Below are 19,504 nucleotides of genomic sequence, written 5' to 3' on the forward strand. Positions count from 1 at the left end.
CATGCATCGGGATTTCCCCTGGTTTTGTGCTTATCTACGACTTGGCCCCGTGAAGCGACTCAGCCGCGTTGCGCATGAAAACAGCGCATTTGTAAGGCTCATTCTTCATACACCTCATGGCAAAAGCTGCCGAGAGATAGAGAAAAAGGCGGGATTCATAGTCCAGCCGGTTGGTTTGCAACCAGTGATCATGAGGCGCGTCACTCTGTGCAAGATCCTTGGCCCGATTGAGGTCTTCCGCATACGCATCGCCAGCAAGCTTGGAATACAGTTCGCAAATTTCTTCCGCCAGGTACTCACGTTCTGATAAGGCAGACATGGCAACTCCCTTGCGTCACGCGCAGTTACGCCTCACTGTACATGAGGCACTGATAAAGAGCAATTAATCATTCTTATTCTTGAGCAACTTAATCACTACCAAAAGATTATTATATAAAAAATACTGCGTCAATAAAGTTTCTATTTTTTTGCGCTAAAAAATTATAACTAATTTGACTTGTTAAACATAAAAGTGGACTCAAAAGATATAGTATTTTTGTCACAAACGTGCTGTTGTACGTGAGTTCCAGGGGATTTTTGCAGATGGAAATCATATTTTTTTACTCAACTTACCGTTTGAACATTCAATTGTTACTTACTAAATTAGTAGTGTTTTTATTTATCTGAATATATTTACGATTATTTTAGCTTTAAGAGGTGCTTGTGGTTCAAGGCAGTATGGTCATCAGCAGTATTGGTGTTCCAACGCGTAGGACTGCCTGTAACAACAGGTCAAAACCCTGATGAAAGCGAAAACCAGCATAAAACTGCATATTTTATGTTGGGGGAATATAAGTATTTTTATTGTTGATATTATTTTCACAATCTGGGCTGCTCTCGCTGGCCCGAAAGTGCCCGTGCAGGGAGGCAGTGGTGCTGCGCTGTGGGCTGCCTGCGAGGGCCCGGCAAGGTAGGGCATCCGCATGGCAGCAGGCGCACGAGGGCTGCGAGGGGGCATCCGCATGGCAGCAGGCGGGCAAAGGCCTGCAAGGGGACACCTGCGTGGCAGCAGGCGCACGAGGGCTGCAAGGGAGCATCCGCCTGGCAGCAGGCGAAGAGGGCTGCAAGGGGGCATCCGCCTGGCAGCAGGCGAAGAGGGCTGCAAGGGGGCATCCGCCTGGCAGCGGGCGCGCGAAGGCATGCAAGTGGGGGATGACATAAGCGGGGAATAAAAAAGAAGCGCAGGGGGTTCCCTGCGCTTCTTGTATGCTATGTGTGGCCGTTCTAGCCGTTCAAATCAACCAGTATGGGGTTTTCTTCAAGTTCTTCAAGGAACTTGTCGGGGCGTTCCTTCTGATCCGGCACCACGATGTCGCCATTGACGTATTCGCGGTAGCCAGTTCCGGCGGGAATCAGGCGGCCAACAATGACGTTTTCCTTGAGGCCGCGCAGATAGTCCATCTTGCCCTTGAGGGAAGCCTCGGTCAGCACCTTGGTGGTTTCCTGGAAGGAGGCCGCCGAGATGAAGGAGGAGGTAGTCAAGGATGCCTGGGTGATGCCCAGCACCAGCGGTTCCGCAGTGGCGGGCTGACGCCCTTCTGCCATGGCCCTCTGGTTTTCCTGCCTGAACTCGCCCTTGTCGACCTGTTCACCCACCAGGAAGCTGGTGCCGCCCGAATCCAGAACCGTAACCTTTTTGAGCATCTGGCGCACGATGACTTCAATATGCTTGTCGTCAATGCCCACGCCCTGGAAGCGGTAGACTTCCTGAATTTCGTCCACCAGGTAACGGGCCAGGTATTTCTCGCCCCTGGTGCGCAGGATGTCGTGCAGTTCGGGGTAGCCTTCGGTCAGCGGGTCGCCGGCTTCCACAAAGTCGCCGTCGGCAGCGGTGATGTGCTTGCCCTTGGGCACCAGGTATTCCTTGGCTTCACCGATTTCAGGCGTCACCACAAGCTTGCGCTTGCCCTTGGATTCGCCTGCATAGGTGACTGTGCCGGATATTTCGGAAACAACGGCCATGTCCTTGGGCTTGCGCACTTCAAAGAGTTCGGCCACGCGGGGAAGACCACCCACGATGTCCTTGGTCTTTGCGGTTTCGCGCGGCTTACGGGCGATGATGTCACCGGCCTGGATGTTGTCGCCGTCCTTGACCATGATGATCGAGCCCACCGGCAGGCTGTAAATGGCCGCCGCGCCGCCGTGGCTGCGCTTCTTCACGTTGCCGTTGTCATCGCAGATGGAGATGGACGGGCGGAAGTTGGTGGTGCGGTATTCCATAATGGTCAAGCTGGCCTGACGGGTGATGTCGTCCACTTTTTCCTGAACGGTCTTGCCGTCGACGATGTCCGTAAAGCGCAGGGTACCTTCTTCTTCGCACACAAAGGGTTCGTTGAAGGGGTCCCATTCGGCCAGCACTGTACCCTTGGTCACTTCCTGACCATCGTGCACCAGCAGGCGTGCGCCGTTGGGCAGGATGTATTTTTCGCGTTCGCGGCCCTGGGCGTCCACAATGGCCAACTGGCCGCTCTTGCCCAGCACCAGGTACACGCCGTCCCTGTTGGTGACGGCCTTGACCCGGTTGAGGATGACGCGGCCGGTGTTGAGGGCTTCAAACTTGTTCTTTTCAATGGTGCTCGAAGCCGTACCACCGATGTGGAAGGTACGCATGGTCAGCTGCGTGCCGGGTTCGCCGATGGACTGGGCCGCAATGATGCCCACGGTTTCACCCGTGTTCACAAGGTGCCCACGGCCAAGGTCACGACCGTAGCAGAGGGCGCATATGCCGCGTTCGGCCTGGCAGGTAAGGGGCGAGCGCACCATGACGGAGGAAATGCCCTTGTCATTGATGAGCTGGGCCTCTTCTTCGCCAATAATGGTGTTTTCGGGCAGCAGGACTTTTTCCGCATCATCGGGGTCGTACACCGGGTAGAGCAGGGCGCGACCAATGATGCGTTCAGCCAGCGGCGTCTTGATGTCGCCGCCGTCCTTGAGGTGGGTCAGCTCGATGCCGTCCACCGTGCCGCAGTCGAGTTCGGACACAATGACGTCCTGCACCACGTCCACCAGACGGCGGGTGAGGTAACCGGAGTTGGCCGTCTTGAGGGCCGTGTCCGCGAGACCTTTACGTGCGCCGTGTGTGGAGGTGAAGTACTGCAACACCGACAGGCCTTCGCGGAAGGAAGACGTGATGGGCGTTTCAATAATTTCACCCGAAGGCTTGGCCATCAGACCGCGCATACCGGCAAGCTGACGCATCTGGTCCTGGTTGCCTCGCGCGCCGGAGTTGGACATCATGAAGATGGGGTTGAAGCTCTGGTTCTTTTCCTGCTTGCCGGTCTTGGGATCAGTGAGGATATCGTAAGATATTTCCTTGATCATTTCCGTGGAAACGTCCTGAGTGGCCTTGGTCCACACGTCCACCACCTTGTTGTACTTTTCAGTACGGGTGATGATACCGTCGCGGTACTGGTGTTCGATGTCGTCCACTTCAGCCTGGGACGCCGCAAGAATGCCCTTCTTGGTGGCAGGAATGGTCAGGTCTTTCACGCCAATGGTCACGCCAGCCCTGGTTGCGAACTCGTAGCCCATGTCCTTGAGCCTGTCGCACAGAATGACGGTGGCCTTGATGCCGCAGTCGCGGTAGGCAGCGCCCACGAGGCGGGCGATGTTTTTCTTGGTCAGCACGCAGTTCACAAAGTCGAAGGACAGCTTTTCCGGCAGGATATCGCTGACCAGCACGCGACCGGGAGTCGTGTTGTAGGTGTGCCCGTCGGGCATGCGCACCTTGACGCGGGCGTGCAGGGAAACGATGCCCGCATCGTGCGCGCTCTCGACTTCCCAGGGGGCGCAGAAGGACATGCCTTCGCCCTTTTCAAAGCTGCGCTCGGCGGTCATGTAGTAAAGGCCAAGCACGATGTCCTGTGAAGGCACAATGACAGGGCCGCCGTTGGCGGGGGACAGAATGTTGTTGGTGCTCATCATGAGCACGCGGCATTCAATCTGCGCTTCCACGGACAGCGGGATATGCACGGCCATCTGGTCGCCGTCGAAGTCGGCGTTGTAGGCCGAGCAGACCAGCGGGTGCAGCCGGATGGCCTTGCCTTCAACCAGCAGGGGTTCAAAAGCCTGAATGCCGAGGCGGTGCAGGGTAGGTGCACGGTTCAGCAGAATGGGGTATTCGCGTACCACTTCCGAAAGGATATCCCAAACCACCAGTTCTTCGCGCTCCACCATTTTTTTGGCGCTCTTGATGGTGGAGGCGTGACCGCGTTTTTCCAGCTCCGAGTAGATGAAGGGCTTGAAGAGTTCAAGCGCCATCTTCTTGGGCAGGCCGCACTGGTGCAGCTTGAGGTAGGGGCCCACGGTGATGACCGAACGGCCGGAGTAGTCCACGCGCTTGCCCAGCAGGTTCTGACGGAAACGGCCCTGCTTGCCCTTGATCATGTCCGAAAGGGACTTGAGGGGGCGGCCATTGGTGCCGGCGATGGCGCGGCCGCGGCGGCCGTTGTCGAACAGGGCGTCAACGGCTTCCTGCAACATGCGCTTTTCGTTGCGGATGATGATTTCGGGCGCGCCGAGTTCCATAAGCCGCTTCAGGCGGTTGTTACGGTTGATGACGCGGCGGTACAGGTCGTTGAGGTCGGACGTGGCGAAACGCCCGCCGTCCAGGGGCACGAGGGGACGCAGTTCCGGCGGAATGACAGGAACAACTTCCATGATCATCCATTCGGGCTTGTTGTCCGACTCAAGAAAAGCTTCAACGATCTTGAGGCGCTTGGTAAGTTTTTTCTTCTTGGTCTGGCTTTTGGTGGCTTCGCCTTCCTCACGCAGTTCGGTACGGAGCTTTTCGAGGTCCAGTTCTTCCAGCAGGCTGCGCACGGCTTCCGCGCCCATGCCCACAGTAAGCACCTCATCACTGCCGTAATGATCCAGAATCTGAAGGTACTGATCTTCAGAAATGACCTGCCTCTTTTGCAGGTTTGTCTGGCCCGGATCAAGAACAATGTAGGAGTCGAAGTACAGCACCTTTTCAAGATCGGCCATGGTCATGTCAAGGAGCGTGCCGATCTTGGAGGGCAGAGTCTTCAGAAACCAGATGTGCGCCACCGGCGCGGCCAGTTCGATGTGGCCCATGCGTTCGCGGCGCACCTTGGAGGCAATGACTTCAACGCCGCACTTTTCGCAGACGATGCCGCGGTGCTTCATGCGCTTGTACTTGCCGCAATTGCACTCATAGTCCTTCACGGGGCCGAAAATTTTGGCACAAAAAAGGCCGTCACGTTCCGGCTTGAAGGTACGGTAGTTGATGGTTTCCGGTTTTTTCACCTCGCCATAGGACCATTCGCGGATGGCTTCAGGAGAGGCGATGGAAATCTGGATGGCTTTCAGGTTGCGGATATTGGTCACGTTGGCCGACGTGCCGCGTGCTGTGAAAAGATCGTCCAGGCTCATATATATACCTTGCTTTGGTAGAAGCTCGTTGGAATCGTTATCTATGTTGCGTCACCCGCAAATGGGGTCGCCACTTGCGGGCAACGCAACGAATGTCCGGGTCCGCCAGAACGGGCGGCTTATGCCTCATCCTCGCGATCTCTCATATATCCCACGCGCTTGGGTTTCTTTTTGCCTTCTTCCTGGTGCAGGGTCACGTTGAGCCCAAGGCTCATGAGTTCCTTGACCAGAACGTTGAAGGACTCGGGCAGACCGGCTTCAAGGAAGTTGTCGCCCTTGACTATTTTTTCGTACATCTTCACGCGCCCGGTCACGTCGTCGGACTTGACCGTGAGGAATTCCTGCAACAGGTAGGCGGCGCCGTACGCTTCGAGCGCCCACACTTCCATTTCACCCAGACGCTGCCCGCCGAACTGGGCCTTGCCGCCGAGGGGCTGCTGGGTCACCAGAGAGTAGGGGCCCGTTGAGCGGGCGTGGATTTTTTCGTCAACCAGATGGTGCAGCTTGAGCATATACATGACGCCTGTGGTCACGCGGTTCTTGAAGGCTTCACCCGTGCGGCCGTCGTAGAGGGTCGTCTTGCCGTCGTTGGCAAGGCCAGCCCTTTCCATCCAGCCCCAGATCTCTTCTTCGGTCGCGCCGTCGAACACAGGGGTTTTGGTCACGATGCCGTTGCGCAGCTTGTGGACGGAGGCCTTGAATTCTTCGTCGTCCATTTCGTCCACGAGCTTGTTGATGTCTTCAGAGCTGTAAACGCTCTTGACTTCATCACGCAGTACCTGCATGGCCGCGCCGGAATCCAGCAGTTCGGCCAACTGGCGGCCCAGTTCTTTGGCTCCCCAACCGAGGTGGGTTTCCATGATCTGGCCTATATTCATTCGCGAAGGCACGCCCAGGGGGTTGAGCACAATGTCAACGGGACGGCCGTCGGCGAAGAAAGGCATGTCTTCTTCCGGCAGGATGCAGGAAACGACGCCCTTGTTACCATGGCGGCCCGCCATTTTGTCGCCCACCGAGAGCTTACGCTTGATGGCAATGTGAACCTTGACCATCTTGATGACACCGGGGGGCAGATCGTCCCCTTCGGTGACCTTTTCGCGTTTGGAGTCGTATATGGCGCGCAGATAATCAATCTGCTGGTCATAGGACTTGAGTATGTCGGTCACGGCATCGTTGACTTCCTTGCTCTTGAAAAGGCCTGCGAGCTTTTTCACGGGCAGTTCGTCAAGCATCTCTTCAGTCAGGGCCGCACCGGCTTCCACCAGCACTTCGCCCTTCTTTTTGCCGGGCACGGAGGTCGCGACCTGCTTGCCGCACACGTGCGGGGCCAGCAGAACGCGCGTGCGATCGGTAAGGGCGCGCATGTGGTCGGCTTCTTTCTGGTCAAACACCGCAGTGTCATGAACCTCAATGGCCAGCGTGCGGTCGTCCTTCTCGCCCGAGCGGCGGTTGAAGACCTTGACGTCAATGATGGTGCCTTCCACTCCCGGCGGGACCTTGAGGGAGGTGTTTTTCACGTCCCTGGCCTTTTCACCGAAAATGGCGCGCAGCAGTTTTTCTTCAGGGGTAAGCTGGGTTTCGCCCTTGGGGGTGATCTTGCCCACGAGGATGTCGTCGGGCTTGACCGCCGCGCCAATGCGAATGATGCCGCTTTCATCCAGGTTACGCAGCATTTCTTCGCTGACGTTGGGGATGTCGCGGGTGATTTCTTCGGGTCCAAGCTTGGTGTCACGCGCCACCACTTCGAATTCTTCGATGTGGATGGAGGTGAAGACGTCTTCCTTCACCGTGCGTTCGGAGATGAGGATGGAGTCTTCGTAGTTGTAGCCGCACCAGGGCATAAAGGCTACCACGAGGTTTTTGCCCAAAGCCAGTTCGCCGTCGTCGATGCCGGGGCCGTCAGCAAGAATCTGGCCTTTTTTGACAATCTGGCCAGGATAGCAGCTGGGCTTCTGCCCGAAGCAGGAGTTCTGGTTGGACTTGTGGTACTTGAGCAGGTCATAGGCGCGCACGCCGCCCTGCTTTTTGTACACGTCGCCCTCGTAGGCCACCACGATGCGGTCGGCGTCCACATATTCCACCTTGCCGTTGGCAGGGGCAACAATGCAGGCGCCGGAGTCGCGGGCCACGTCCACTTCCATGCCAGTGCCCACAAGGGGCTTTTCTGAACGCAGCAGAGGCACGGCCTGGCGCTGCATGTTGGAACCCATGAGCGCGCGGTTGGCGTCGTCGTGTTCCAGGAAGGGGATGAGCGCAGCGGAGATGGAGACCATCTGGCTGGGCGAGATGTCCATAAGGTTCACTTCTTCGCGCAGGCGCATTTCCACTTCGCCCTTGACGCGCACGGTGACAAGCTCGTCCAGCAGGTTGCCATGCTCGTCCACAAGGGCGTTGGCCTGGGCGATGACCTGGTCGCCTTCACGCGAAGCGTCAAGGTGCACCACATCCTCGGTGACGCGGCCATCACGGACAACACGGTACGGCGTTTCGATAAAGCCGTAGTCATTGACCTTGGCAAAGGTGGTCAGGGAAACGATAAGGCCGATGTTGGGGCCTTCAGGCGTTTCAATGGGGCAGATGCGGCCATAGTGCGACGTATGCACGTCGCGCACCTCAAAGCCCGCGCGTTCACGGGTCAGACCGCCGGGGCCCAGGGCCGAAAGGCGGCGCTTGTGCGTCACTTCGGACAGGGAGTTGGTCTGGTCCATAAACTGCGACAGCTGGGATGTGCCAAAGAATTCCTTGAGCACGGCTGCCACGGGTTTGGGGTTGATAAGGTCGTGCGGCATGAGCGTGGAGATTTCCTGCAGGCTCATGCGCTCCTTGATGGCGCGCTCCATGCGCACAAGACCGATGCGATACTGGTTTTCCACCAGCTCGCCCACAAGGCGAACGCGGCGGTTGCCCAGATGGTCGATATCGTCGGCCGGGCCATGGCTGTCCTTGAGGTGCACCAGCACCTTGATGGCCGTGAGAATGTCATGGTCCGTCAGGGTGCGCAGATCCGAAGACTCGTCCAGCTCAAGGCGCTGGTTGAGCTTGTACCGGCCCACAGGCGACAGGTCGTAGTAGTCGCCGTTGCGGAACAGATTGTCGAAGAAGCTGGCTGCAATCTCGGCAGTGGGCGGCGAAGAGGGACGCAGACGACGGTAGATCTCTTCCTGTGCCTTCTGCTGGTCGGGGATACGGTCCAGCATGAGGGTATCGCGGATGGAGGACGACGTGTCGGTGCCCTTGGTGTGCAGTACGCTGACCCGGTTAATGCCGGCTTCACGCATGCGGTCCAGCAGACCGGGAGTGATTTCGTCCGCGGCTTCTGCCAGAAGTTCGCCGGTTTTGGGATCGGCCACGTCCACAGCCAGAAACATGCTGTCCAGGGTATCAGGACGCATTTCAATGGCTTCAATGCCCGATTCACAGATAAGACGCCAGCTACGCTTGGTTATGGGCTTGCCGGCCTTGACAATGACGTTGCCTTCGCCGTCAACGATGTCGGCATAGGCATTGTCCTTGCGGTACAGGTCTTTGCGTACTTCCCAGTATATCGCGTTACGGTCTTCCAGACGGTAGGTTTCGCGCGAGTAGAAGTAGTCGAGGATCTGTTCCTTGCCCATGCCCATGGCCTTGAAAAGGATCGTGGCGGGCATTTTGCGGCGGCGGTCAATGCGGACGTAGAGTATGTCCTTGTGGTCAAAGTCAAAGTCCAGCCAGGAACCGCGCATGGGAATGATGCGGCACGAATACAGCACCTTGCGGCTGGTATGCGTCTTGCCGCCGTCATGCTCGAAAATGATGCCTGGCGAACGCTGCAACTGGTTGACGATGACACGTTCGGTGCCGTTTATGATAAAGGTGCCTTTTTCGGTCATAAGGGGCAGGGTACCAAAATAGATATCCTGTTCCTTGATGTCGCGAATGGTACGGTTGCCCGACGCTTCATCGGCATCATAGACCACAAGGCGCACCTTGATGCGCATGGGGGCTTCGTAGGTCAGTCCCTTTGAGATGCACTCCGCCTGATCGTACTTGGGCTCGCCAACTTCATAGCTGACAAATTCCAGACTGGCGGTCTTGTTGAAGTCTTCAATGGGAAAAACGGTATGAAAAACACCTTCGAGTCCTTCATCAGGGCGGCGATCGGCTTCCGGAACGCCTTCCTGAAGAAACTTTTCATATGAATCTATCTGCAGGTTAAGCAGATGAGGAATAGGGAGGGAAATCTTGATCTTGCCGAACTGTTTGGTGAGCTGGCCCATGGGTACCTCAAGATAGGTAGCGGTTGCGCCCCGGCGGAGCGACAAGTGAAGCATCTGCCGAAGCCGGCGGGCAAAAACTTGTTGTCACTGCACCCTGAAAGCGTAAATCACGGTGGGAGGTAATGCTTACTGCGCGGGGAAGGCGAAAAAAACCCATCCCTGTCTGGGTAAACAGGGCTTGGGTTCAGGCGTCAACCTTAAAAATATGTACTGATGCAGTAAGTTATATTAAACAGAAAAAGGCCTCCTAAGCCGTTCATGAAAGAGGATACATAATGCGAATTTTAAACGATGGCAAGCCTTTTTTTGATCTGTTTTTTTTACCGCGTCAGAAGCATAAACAATACCGGCGTTAATGGCAAAAAGAATTTGGCCTGATCCACAGGAAATTTCTACACAGAGCATCCTTGCAGAATGTCCTTAAAATACATGGCATTTCAATGTGTCATGCCGTCACAACAGGCATTTTATGTCAGAATTCACGCTACCTTGCGTCGCACAGAACTTTTGTGACGCGCCGGAGCGTGTATTTTTATCAAAGGGGTCATGCTCCATCGGCCAAAAAAAAGCGGGGCCAGAGGCCCCGCCATAAAGCACGGTAGAACCGAACTTACTTCACTTCGACAACAGCGCCGGCTTCGGTCAGCTGCTTCTTGGCGTCTTCGGCTTCGTCCTTGGACACGCCTTCCTTCAGGGTGGAGGGGCAGCCGTCAACCTTTTCCTTGGCTTCCTTGAGGCCCAGGCTGGTCAGGGCGCGCACGACCTTGATGACGCCGATCTTGTTGGCGCCAGCTTCCTTCAGGATAACGTCGAACTCGGTCTTTTCTTCAGCAGCTTCAGCAGCAGCGGCGGGAGCGGCCACCATCATGGCAGCAGCGGGGGCAGCGGCGGACACGCCGAACTTTTCTTCCAGTTCTTTGATGAACTCGGAAAGTTCGAGGACGGTCATGCTGGAGATAAATTCAACAACTTCTTCTTTGGTAACGGCCATGATAGTCTCCTAATCTTTGGCTTAAATTCGGATGATTTTCGGTGATGGCCAACTAGGCGGCATTGGACTTCTGCTCTTCGATACCCTTGAGGGCATAGAGCAGGCCACGCAGCATGTTGGCAAACAGCGACACAAAGTTGGTGGGCACGGCGTTCATGGTGCCGAGCAGCTGACCGAGAAGCTGTTCCCTTCCGGGCAGCTTGGCCAGTGCATCCAGTTGGGCGGCATTCAGGGCCTTACCGTCCAGGCTGGCGCAGCGAAGCTCAAAGAGCTTGCTTTGCTTGGCAAAATCACTCAACGCCTTGGCCACCGCCACGGGGTCATCGAACCCAAAGGCCACGCCGATGTTCTCATGGAAGTTATCCTTGATGACATCATGCGTGCCGTCGGTCAGAGCTATACGCGCCAACGTGTTTTTAACGACGAGATATTCGCCGCCAGCCTTGCGAAGGCTTACACGCAGGTTTGTCAGCTCTTCCACCGTCATACCCTTGAAGTCCGTCAGCACAGCAAAGGAAGCACTGTCGGCCTTGGCCTTGATGGCTCCAATGATTGCTGCTTTTTCAGACCTGTTCACGTGATACCTCTCACGTTCGGGGTTGCCAGGTGGAATGCCGAGCCAAAGTAGAAGCGTCTGGGCAGGGCAATTAAGGGGGTTAACCCGCCTGCCGTCTTCGACTCGTATTCCGTTCCTCAGACATTATGATGGCGGCCTGCAAACCAGGCCGCCATCACGCTTGAGAGTTATCCCTCAAGAAATTTTTTGACCTGGGACATGTCGACCTTGAAGCCGGGGCCCATGGTGGTGGAAACAGCCATGGAAACCAGGTAGGCGCCCTTGGCGGCAGAGGGCTTGAGGCGGTTCACCGCGTCGAGCAGGGCCTTGAGGTTGCCAAGAATCTTCTCGGCGCCAAAAGAGGCCTTGCCCAGGGGAGCGTGCAGCACGCCAGCCTTGTCTACCTTGAAGTCCACGCGGCCAGCCTTGAGTTCGGTCACGGCCTTGGCCACGTCAAACGTAACCGAGCCGGTCTTGGCGTTGGGCATAAGACCACGGGGGCCAAGCACGCGGCCGATCTGACCCACAAGGGCCATGACATCGGGGGTGGCTACGGCGGCGTCAAAGTTCAGGTTGCCTTCCTTGACCTGGGCGACCAGATCTTCAGCACCAACCACGTCAGCGCCAGCTTCGCGGGCCTCGGCCTGCTTTTCGCCCTTACAGAACACGGCAACGCGCACAGTCTTGCCAAGCCCGTGGGGCAGGGTGACAGCGCCGCGCACCATCTGGTCGGAGTATTTGGGGTCAACGCCAAGGCGAATGGCCACATCTACGGTTTCGTCAAATTTGGCAAAGGCCGCGCCGAGCGATTTGCTCACAGCGTCTTCTATGCTGAAGCGCTCCTGAAGGTCTGTGCCTTCGAGAGCCTTGCGAAAATTTTTGCCATGTTTAGGCATGAGATAATCCTTGTCGTTTTGCATCTCCTGCCACACATCGTCTTGCGCGAAGGCGGCAGTACAATTGATTTCAACGATGGCAACGGCGGCGGGTTAATGGCAGAACCACCCGGCTGTCGCCTCAAGACCGATAAACCTGCAAATTGCACAAAGCCCCGTGAGGCCCGCGCTGCGGCATGGCCTTACTTAACGTCAACGCCCATGCTGCGAGCGGTGCCCGCAATGGACTTCACCGCAGATTCAAGGGTGGCTGCATTGAGATCGGGAAGCTTCAGCTTGGCGATTTCTTCAATCTGAGCCATGGTCAGGCTGCCCACCTTGTTACGGTTGGGTTCGCCAGAACCTTTTTCCAGCTTGGCGGCCTTCATGATCAGCACCGAGGCCGGAGGGGTCTTGGTGATGAAGGTAAAGGAACGGTCGGCATACACCGTGATAACCACGGGGATGATCATGCCTTTCTGGTCCATGGTACGGGCATTGAACTCTTTGCAGAAGCCCATGATGTTCAGGCCATGCTGACCCAGGGCGGGACCTACCGGCGGGGAGGGGTTGGCCGCACCCGCAGGAATCTGCAATTTGATCTTGGCAACTTCTTTTTTGGCCATTTGCTTTATCCTTCATCGCTGCTCGCGCCGACCGGCCTTGGGCCGCCGCGCGGGGGCAAGTCATTAAGCAAGGTTAGGTGATATGTGCCCCGGCATGTTCTGTATGGATATACAAACGTGCCGTGCGGACAAAGAGCAATCTTGTCCGCAGAACCCTTCAGTGCGAAAGGGGCCTAGCCTTTGGAAACCTGAGCGAAATCCAGCTCAACCGGCGTTTGACGCCCGAAGATGGATACGGAAACGCGCAGCTTTCCCTTGTCGTAGTTAACGTCTTCAACCACGCCATTAAAGCCCCCAAAGGGTCCTTCAATGACACGCACTTCGTCGCCCCTGTCAAAATTGAACTTGGGTCTCGGGGTTTCCTGACGTGTTTCCATCAGTTCCAGGATGCGTTCGGCCTCGCCGTCACGCATGGGCGTGGGACGGTTTTTGCCGCCCACAAAGCCTGTGACCTTGGGGATGGACTGTACCAGATGCCAGGACAGGTCGGTCATGATCATGCGAACCATCACATAGCCGGGGTAGAACTTGCGCGTGGATGTGCGCTGTTGTCCACCCTTGGTGGGTTCGATAACCTTTTCGGTGGGAACCACCACTTCCTCAATAAGGCCCTGTTCCTGCCCGGTGCGGCGCAACTCGTTAATGGTCTTTTGCACACGCTGCTCGAAACCCGAGTAGGTGTGCACAATATACCAACGAGCCTTTGAGGAGAGCTCGGAAGTTTCGTCGATTGCGGGGTCTTTCATATCGGCCTTCAGGACAGTATGGTCTTGATCAGTGATGACAGACCAAGGTCAACCAGCCCAAGAATAACGGCCATCACGGCGACAAAGCCCAACACGGCCAGAGTGGCCTTGCGTGTTTCTTTCACCGTGGGCCACGTCACCTTGCGCAACTCTGCCTTGGCATCCTCGACGTAGCGCGCGAAGCGCACGAAAATGTTGGGGGCTTTGTCGGCCTTAAGGTCGCCAGCCTGAGCTTGTTTTTTTGCCATGGTATTGTCCGGAGATAAAAAATGGCAGGGCAGGAGGGATTCGAACCCCCAACATGCGGTTTTGGAGACCGCCGCTCTAGCCGTTAGAGCTACTGCCCTGCGTGCCGTCCGGGGGGGCTTGAGGCCCCCCCAGCGGAATTATGTTACCTGGTTTCGCGATGCAACGTGTGCTTCTTGTCCCAGGGGCAATACTTTTTCATTTCCAGCCGACCGGTAGTGTTTTTCTTGTTCTTCCGGGTGCTGTAATTGCGGCGTTTGCACTCGGTGCAAGCCAGAAGTATGTTGATTCTCATATGCCTACTCGGTGATTTCAGTCACCACGCCCGAGCCAACGGTGCGGCCACCTTCGCGGATAGCGAAGCGCAGGCCAACTTCCATGGCGATGGGAGCGATGAGTTCAACCAGGAACTGCGAGTTGTCGCCGGGCATAACCATTTCCACGCCTTCGGGCAGACCGATAACGCCGGTGATGTCCGTGGTACGGAAGTAGAACTGAGGACGGTAGCCAGTGAAGAAGGGGGTATGACGGCCGCCTTCTTCCTTGGAGAGCACGTACACTTCAGCCTTGAACTTCTTGTGGGGGGTGATGCTCTTGGGAGCGGCAAGAACCTGGCCGCGTTCCACGTCGTCACGCTTGACGCCGCGCAGCAGAGCGCCGATGTTGTCGCCGGCTTCACCCTGGTCGAGCAGCTTGCGGAACATTTCAACGCCGGTGCAGGTGGTCTTGACGGTGGGCTTGATGCCCACGATTTCCACTTCTTCGCCGACCTTGACCACGCCGCGTTCCACACGACCGGTCACAACGGTGCCACGGCCAGAGATGGAGAACACGTCTTCGATGGGCATAAGGAAGGGCTTGTCGATGTCACGCTCGGGCGTGGGAATGAAGGTATCGCAAGCTTCCAGCAGATCGATGATGCACTTGGCTTCAGCGGAGTCGGGGCTGTCGGTTTCCAGAGCTTTCAGCGCGGAACCACGGATGACAGGAACGTCGTCGCCGGGGAAGTCGTAGGAAGACAGCAGTTCGCGCACTTCCAGTTCCACCAGTTCGAGCAGTTCTTCGTCGTCAACGAGGTCGCACTTGTTCAGGAACACCACGAGCTGGGGCACGCCGACCTGACGGGCGAGCAGGATGTGCTCACGGGTCTGGGGCATGGGACCGTCAGTGGCGGCCACCACCAGGATACCGCCGTCCATCTGGGCAGCGCCGGTGATCATGTTCTTGATGTAGTCGGCGTGGCCGGGGCAGTCCACGTGCGCATAGTGACGATTGGGGGTCTCGTACTCAACATGCGAGGTGGAGATGGTGATACCACGTTCCTTTTCTTCGGGGGCCTTGTCGATTTCGTCATACGAAATGAACTTGCCGCCGTTCTTCATGTTCGCCACCTTGGTGATGGCGGCGGTCAGCGTGGTCTTACCATGGTCGATGTGGCCGATGGTGCCGATGTTTACATGGGGCTTTTTGCGTTCAAATTTTTCCTTGCCCATTGTACGTCTCCCTGGAGAAAATAATGTTTGCGTTTTACCTGCGTTACAAAAAAGTGCTTCAAGCTTTGCGTGTGTAACGCCTGCTCCTCGCGTAACGGCTGCGGCAGTGGAAAAAAACCGTTGGGCGGCCCGCTGTCCGCATTCAGTCCCTGGACACCAGGGAACGTGCATTGGCGGACGGGTTGACTGAGGGGGAGGAATTCAGCAGGAATGGAGCGGGAAACGGGATTCGAACCCGCAACCCTCAGCTTGGAAGGCTGATGCTCTAGCCGTTGAGCTATTCCCGCACGCTACCGTAGTTCCCCGACAGGCTCCCTGTCTCCTACAGCCAAGGCAGTTTTTTGTAACCAGCCACCACCCGTCTGATTTACGGAAGACGGAAAAGTGGTGGTGGAGGGGGGTGGATTTGAACCACCGAAGTCTTACGACGACAGATTTACAGTCTGTTCCCTTTGGCCACTCGGGAACCCCTCCACTCGTGCCGCTAAGGTAGGGCAAGTGTCCTTCCTTTGACCGGCGTAATTCTCTGGAGCTGGCGATGGGACTTGAACCCGCAACCTGCTGATTACAAATCAGCTGCTCTGCCAGTTGAGCTACGCCAGCGGCAAGAGTGCTATTTAGCCACTTCCGACCTGCTTGGCAAGTAAAAAATGCATTTTCCCGCATTTTTTTATAAATTTCACTGCACAACCGTTATGCGCAAGCCCCCTGAATTATGGGGAGAGCCGCGTGAACCGCCACTTTTTGGCACGCTCTCCCGACAATGCCTCAGTGGGCCCGGTACGCCACGGTGCAGCGTTCAAGGCCAGCCATGTCCCGGTGGGTCACGGGAGCCTCAAAAAGACTGTGGGCACGCAGCAGGCGGCGTGTTTCCGCACCCTGCGCCGCGCCGTGTTCCAGTAACAGGCAGCCGCCGGGCGCAAGCGCACTGGCCGCTGCCGTGATGACCGCCTCAAGGTGGGCCAGCCCACCGGCAGGCGAAAAAAGCGCGCCATGGGGTTCGTGTGCCAGTACTTCAGGCATTACCATGGGACGCTCGTCTTCGGCAATATACGGGGGGTTGCTCGCCAGCAGGGCATATGCGCCGGGCGTCAGGGGCGGCCTGTACAGATCGCCCTCGATGCAGACAACACTCGCCTGCGCCCCCAGCGTCCGGGCATTGTGCCACGCCGTTTTCACAGCCTCACCGCTGATGTCCATGAGCAGGCCGCGCCAGCGGGGAAGCTCCAGGGCAAGGGTAATGCCAATGCAGCCCGAGCCAGTGCCCAGATCGGCGAAATGCAGGCCACGCTCCGTCAGTCTGCCCCCGGATTCAAGCTTTGCCGCTGCCTCAAGGGCTTTATCTATTAGCAGTTCCGTCTCCGGGCGGGGAATGAGCGTGTGGGGTGTTACTCGAAAATCTCGCCCATAGAACTCCCTGCTGCCCGTTATGTGCGCCAGAGGCTCACCTGCCGCGCGCCGGGCCACAAGGGCGTCCAGGGCTTCCATCTCGCTGGCCGACAGCTGGCGGTCAGCCTGTGTGACGCAGCCTATGCGGTCAAGACCGAGTACCTGGCGCACCAGCACATGCGCGCAAAGGCGGGGGCTGTCCACCCCCGCCTTTGTCATTTTTTGCGCGGATTCAGCAAGATACTGGCGCAGCTTCACAGGATTCAGGCTCCGGCTCCGGCTTGGGGCTGGGGCCGCCCGGTCTTGCGGCCGCCGCCAGAGGCGGCAGGCTTGCGTGGACGGGCCGCCACGGTTTCCTTCTTGCTTTCTTCCTTGTTCTTGCGGTTTTTGTCCGTTCCGGAGGTTCCGCCGCGGCTGCCCTTGTCCTCAAAGACCAGGGGCAGCAGTTCATCATAATGATGCACAGGGTGCACGGCTATGCGCTTGAGCAGTTCCTTGGGCACGTCTTCAAGATCCTTGGTGTTCTGCCAGGGAATGATCACGTGCTTGAGGCCGCGCGCCACACCCGCCAGAATCTTCTCCTTGATGCCGCCCACGGGCAGCACCCTGCCCTGAAGGGTGATTTCACCGGTCATGCACAGGTCTGCACGCACGCGGCGTCCACTGAGGGCAGATATGAGGGCCGTCGTGAGCGTAACGCCCGCCGAGGGGCCGTCCTTGGGCGTAGCGCCGGCAGGCACGTGCACATGGATGTCAAACTCCGACACAAAGGACGGATTCACGCCCAGATCGTCGGCCCGACTGCGGATGTAGCTCAGGGCAGCCTGGGCGCTTTCCTTCATGACGTCGCCGAGCTGGCCGGTGAGGGTAAGGCCGCCCTTGCCCTTCATGACGGTGGCTTCCACAGTGAGCACTTCGCCGCCAGCAGGAGTCCAGGCCAGGCCAAGAGCCATGCCGGGCATGAGCTTCTTTTCCTTTTCGTCTTCAATAAAGCGCGGCGCGCCCAGCAGCTTTTCCACATCGGCCGCGTCCACCCTGAAGGGGCCCTTCTTGCCTTCGGCCTTGCGACGGGCCAGCTTGCGGCAGATGGACGACAGTTCGCGTTCAAGGTTGCGCAGGCCCGCTTCGCGCGTGTATTCCTTGATGACCTTGTCAAGGGCAGCTGCTTCCAGAATCACGTCCTTTTCTTCCAGGCCGTTTTCCTTGATCTTTTTGGGCAGCAGATGCTTGCGCGCTATTTCGGCCTTTTCCTGCATGGTGTAGCCCGGCAGGGTAATGACTTCCATACGGTCGCGCAGGGCCGCCGGGATGGTCTCAAGGTGGTTGGCCGTGCACAGGAACATAACCTTTGAAAGGTCAAAGGGCACATTCAGATAGTGGTCGCTGAAGGTGTGGTTCTGTTCCGGGTCCAGCACTTCCAGCAGGGCCGAAGACGGGTCGCCCCTGAAATCCGAGCCGAGCTTGTCCACTTCGTCCAGCACCACAACCGGGTTGCGGGTGCCAGCCTGCTTGAGGCTCTGGATGATGCGGCCAGGCATGGCGCCGATATAGGTGCGCCTGTGGCCGCGTATTTCAGCCTCGTCGTGCATGCCACCCAGTGAGAGCCTCTGGAACTTGCGCCCCAAAGCGCGGGCGATGGAGCGGCCAAGAGACGTCTTGCCAACGCCGGGAGGGCCGGCGAAGCAGAGAATGGGGCCCTTGGACTGCGGATTCAGCTTGCGCACGCTCAGGAACTCAAGGATGCGATCCTTGACCTTTTCCAGGCCGCAGTGGTCTTCGTCCAGAATCTGCTTGGCATAGGCTATGTCCAGCCTGTCGCGCGAGAGCTTCTTCCACGGCAGTTCCACCAGCCAGTCAAGGTAGGTACGCACCACGTTGGCCTCGGAGGAGTCCGCATGCATGCCCGCCAGGCGGCGCAGCTGCTTGTCGGCTTCCTTGCGCACGTCCTTGGGCAGGCCTGCCTTGTTCAGGGCGGCCTTGAGGGTTTCCAGTTCTTCTTCGCCTTCTTCGTCCTTGTCGCCAAGCTCGGTGCGGATGGCCTTGAGCTGCTCGCGCAGGAAGTAGTCCTTCTGGGCCTTGTCCATACCCTCGCGGGCAGAACTCTGGATACGCGCCTGGACAGTGGCCACCTCGACTTCACGCTGCAGCTGGGTGTTGACCAGCATAAGGCGATCCAGCGGATCTTCGGCCTCCAGGATGCGCTGGGCGTCGGCCGTCTTCATGCGCATGTTGGCGGCAATGAGATCAGCCAGGCGGCCGGGGTCGTCCACACCCTGCAAAACTGCCAGCACGTCAGGCGAGGAGAGCCCGCGCAGAGAAAGCACTTTTTCGCTTTGCTCGCGCACGGAGCGCAACAGCGCCTCCACGGTGGGGTCTATCTTGGGCGTGGTTTCGGGCAGGGTTTCAATATGTGCCTCAAGGAAGGGCTCAACCTGGCTGAAGCTGCGCACACGGGCGCGGCTTACGCCCTGCACAAGAATCTTCACCCGCGAGTCGGGCATCTTGAGCATGCGCATGACCTGCACCACGGTGCCTACCGAATACAGGTCGTCCGGGCCGGGGTCTTCGGTACTTTCTTCTTTCTGGGCGCAAACGAGCAGATGGCGTCCGTTCTTGAGAGCGGCGTCCACTGCCTGAACCGATTTTTCACGCCCGATGAAGAGGGGCAAAATCATGTAGTTAAAAATAACCACGTCGCGCACGGGCAGAACCGGCAAGGTGTCGGGTATGCTCTGCATGGCGGCGGTCAGACCGCCTTCGCCCTCGGTCATATCCTGAGCGAGAGGGTTGGGGTCCCGCTGTTCTTCGTTTTCAACGTCCGGACCCGCAGTGGAACCGGTTCCGTCCAGGTGCAACAAATGGTTCTTGTCATTGTAATCAGCCATATACTCTC

13 protein-coding genes and 4 tRNA genes are annotated in these 19,504 nt (G+C 57.6%); all 17 read right to left on the minus strand.

Annotated elements, in window-relative coordinates:
* Positions 1–34: 34 nt before the first annotated feature.
* Positions 35–319, minus strand: coding sequence for a hypothetical protein (locus tag RBR41_RS00295; protein ID WP_320350073.1), 285 nt, complete (start codon positions 317–319; stop codon positions 35–37).
* A gap of 944 nt (positions 320–1,263) precedes the next feature.
* Positions 1,264–5,433 carry a DNA-directed RNA polymerase subunit beta' gene (gene rpoC, locus RBR41_RS00300; RefSeq protein WP_320350075.1) on the minus strand — a complete coding sequence of 1,390 codons (4,170 nt, stop codon included), beginning with the start codon at positions 5,431–5,433 and terminating at the stop codon, positions 1,264–1,266.
* Between the two features lie 119 nt (positions 5,434–5,552).
* A complete protein-coding gene (gene rpoB / locus RBR41_RS00305) occupies positions 5,553–9,689 on the minus strand; it encodes a DNA-directed RNA polymerase subunit beta (RefSeq protein WP_320350076.1) in 4,137 nt (1,378 codons plus the stop codon).
* Positions 9,690–10,299: 610 nt separating this feature from the next.
* On the minus strand, positions 10,300–10,680 hold the full coding sequence (gene rplL / locus RBR41_RS00310; RefSeq protein ID WP_179981237.1) for a 50S ribosomal protein L7/L12: 381 nt from the start codon (positions 10,678–10,680) through the stop codon (positions 10,300–10,302).
* A gap of 52 nt (positions 10,681–10,732) precedes the next feature.
* Complete coding sequence (gene rplJ, locus RBR41_RS00315) at positions 10,733–11,257, minus strand: 50S ribosomal protein L10 (RefSeq protein ID WP_320350080.1); 525 nt, start codon at positions 11,255–11,257, stop codon at positions 10,733–10,735.
* A gap of 167 nt (positions 11,258–11,424) precedes the next feature.
* Entirely contained in the window at positions 11,425–12,132 is a 708-nt protein-coding gene (gene rplA / locus RBR41_RS00320) for a 50S ribosomal protein L1 (protein WP_320350082.1), read from the minus strand.
* Between the two features lie 182 nt (positions 12,133–12,314).
* On the minus strand, positions 12,315–12,737 hold the full coding sequence (gene rplK / locus RBR41_RS00325) for a 50S ribosomal protein L11 (RefSeq protein WP_320350084.1): 423 nt from the start codon (positions 12,735–12,737) through the stop codon (positions 12,315–12,317).
* A 173-nt stretch (positions 12,738–12,910) separates the two neighbouring features.
* Complete coding sequence (gene nusG / locus RBR41_RS00330; protein ID WP_179981241.1) at positions 12,911–13,483, minus strand: transcription termination/antitermination protein NusG; 573 nt, start codon at positions 13,481–13,483, stop codon at positions 12,911–12,913.
* Between the two features lie 8 nt (positions 13,484–13,491).
* Positions 13,492–13,731, minus strand: coding sequence for a preprotein translocase subunit SecE (secE, locus tag RBR41_RS00335; RefSeq protein ID WP_179981242.1), 240 nt, complete (start codon positions 13,729–13,731; stop codon positions 13,492–13,494).
* A 22-nt stretch (positions 13,732–13,753) separates the two neighbouring features.
* Positions 13,754–13,830 (minus strand) — tRNA-Trp (locus tag RBR41_RS00340).
* Positions 13,831–13,874: 44 nt separating this feature from the next.
* The gene (rpmG, locus tag RBR41_RS00345; protein ID WP_179981243.1) at positions 13,875–14,024 is read right to left on the minus strand and encodes a 50S ribosomal protein L33; all 150 of its coding nucleotides are present in this window, start codon (positions 14,022–14,024) and stop codon (positions 13,875–13,877) included.
* A 4-nt stretch (positions 14,025–14,028) separates the two neighbouring features.
* Positions 14,029–15,222 (minus strand): elongation factor Tu, encoded by a 1,194-nt coding sequence (gene tuf / locus RBR41_RS00350; protein ID WP_320350092.1) that lies wholly within the window; start codon positions 15,220–15,222, stop codon positions 14,029–14,031.
* A gap of 211 nt (positions 15,223–15,433) precedes the next feature.
* Positions 15,434–15,509, minus strand: a tRNA-Gly gene (locus tag RBR41_RS00355).
* A gap of 101 nt (positions 15,510–15,610) precedes the next feature.
* Positions 15,611–15,696: transfer RNA gene (locus RBR41_RS00360), tRNA-Tyr, on the minus strand.
* A gap of 53 nt (positions 15,697–15,749) precedes the next feature.
* Positions 15,750–15,825, minus strand: a tRNA-Thr gene (locus tag RBR41_RS00365).
* 165 nt (positions 15,826–15,990) lie between these two features.
* Positions 15,991–16,869 (minus strand): peptide chain release factor N(5)-glutamine methyltransferase, encoded by an 879-nt coding sequence (gene prmC, locus RBR41_RS00370; RefSeq protein ID WP_320350093.1) that lies wholly within the window; start codon positions 16,867–16,869, stop codon positions 15,991–15,993.
* A gap of 5 nt (positions 16,870–16,874) precedes the next feature.
* Positions 16,875–19,496 carry an endopeptidase La gene (gene lon / locus RBR41_RS00375; RefSeq protein WP_413785117.1) on the minus strand — a complete coding sequence of 874 codons (2,622 nt, stop codon included), beginning with the start codon at positions 19,494–19,496 and terminating at the stop codon, positions 16,875–16,877.
* Positions 19,497–19,504: the final 8 nt, after the last annotated feature.

Source organism: Desulfovibrio sp. (assembly GCF_034006445.1).
In the GTDB taxonomy this organism is placed as follows: Bacteria; Desulfobacterota; Desulfovibrionia; order Desulfovibrionales; family Desulfovibrionaceae; genus Desulfovibrio.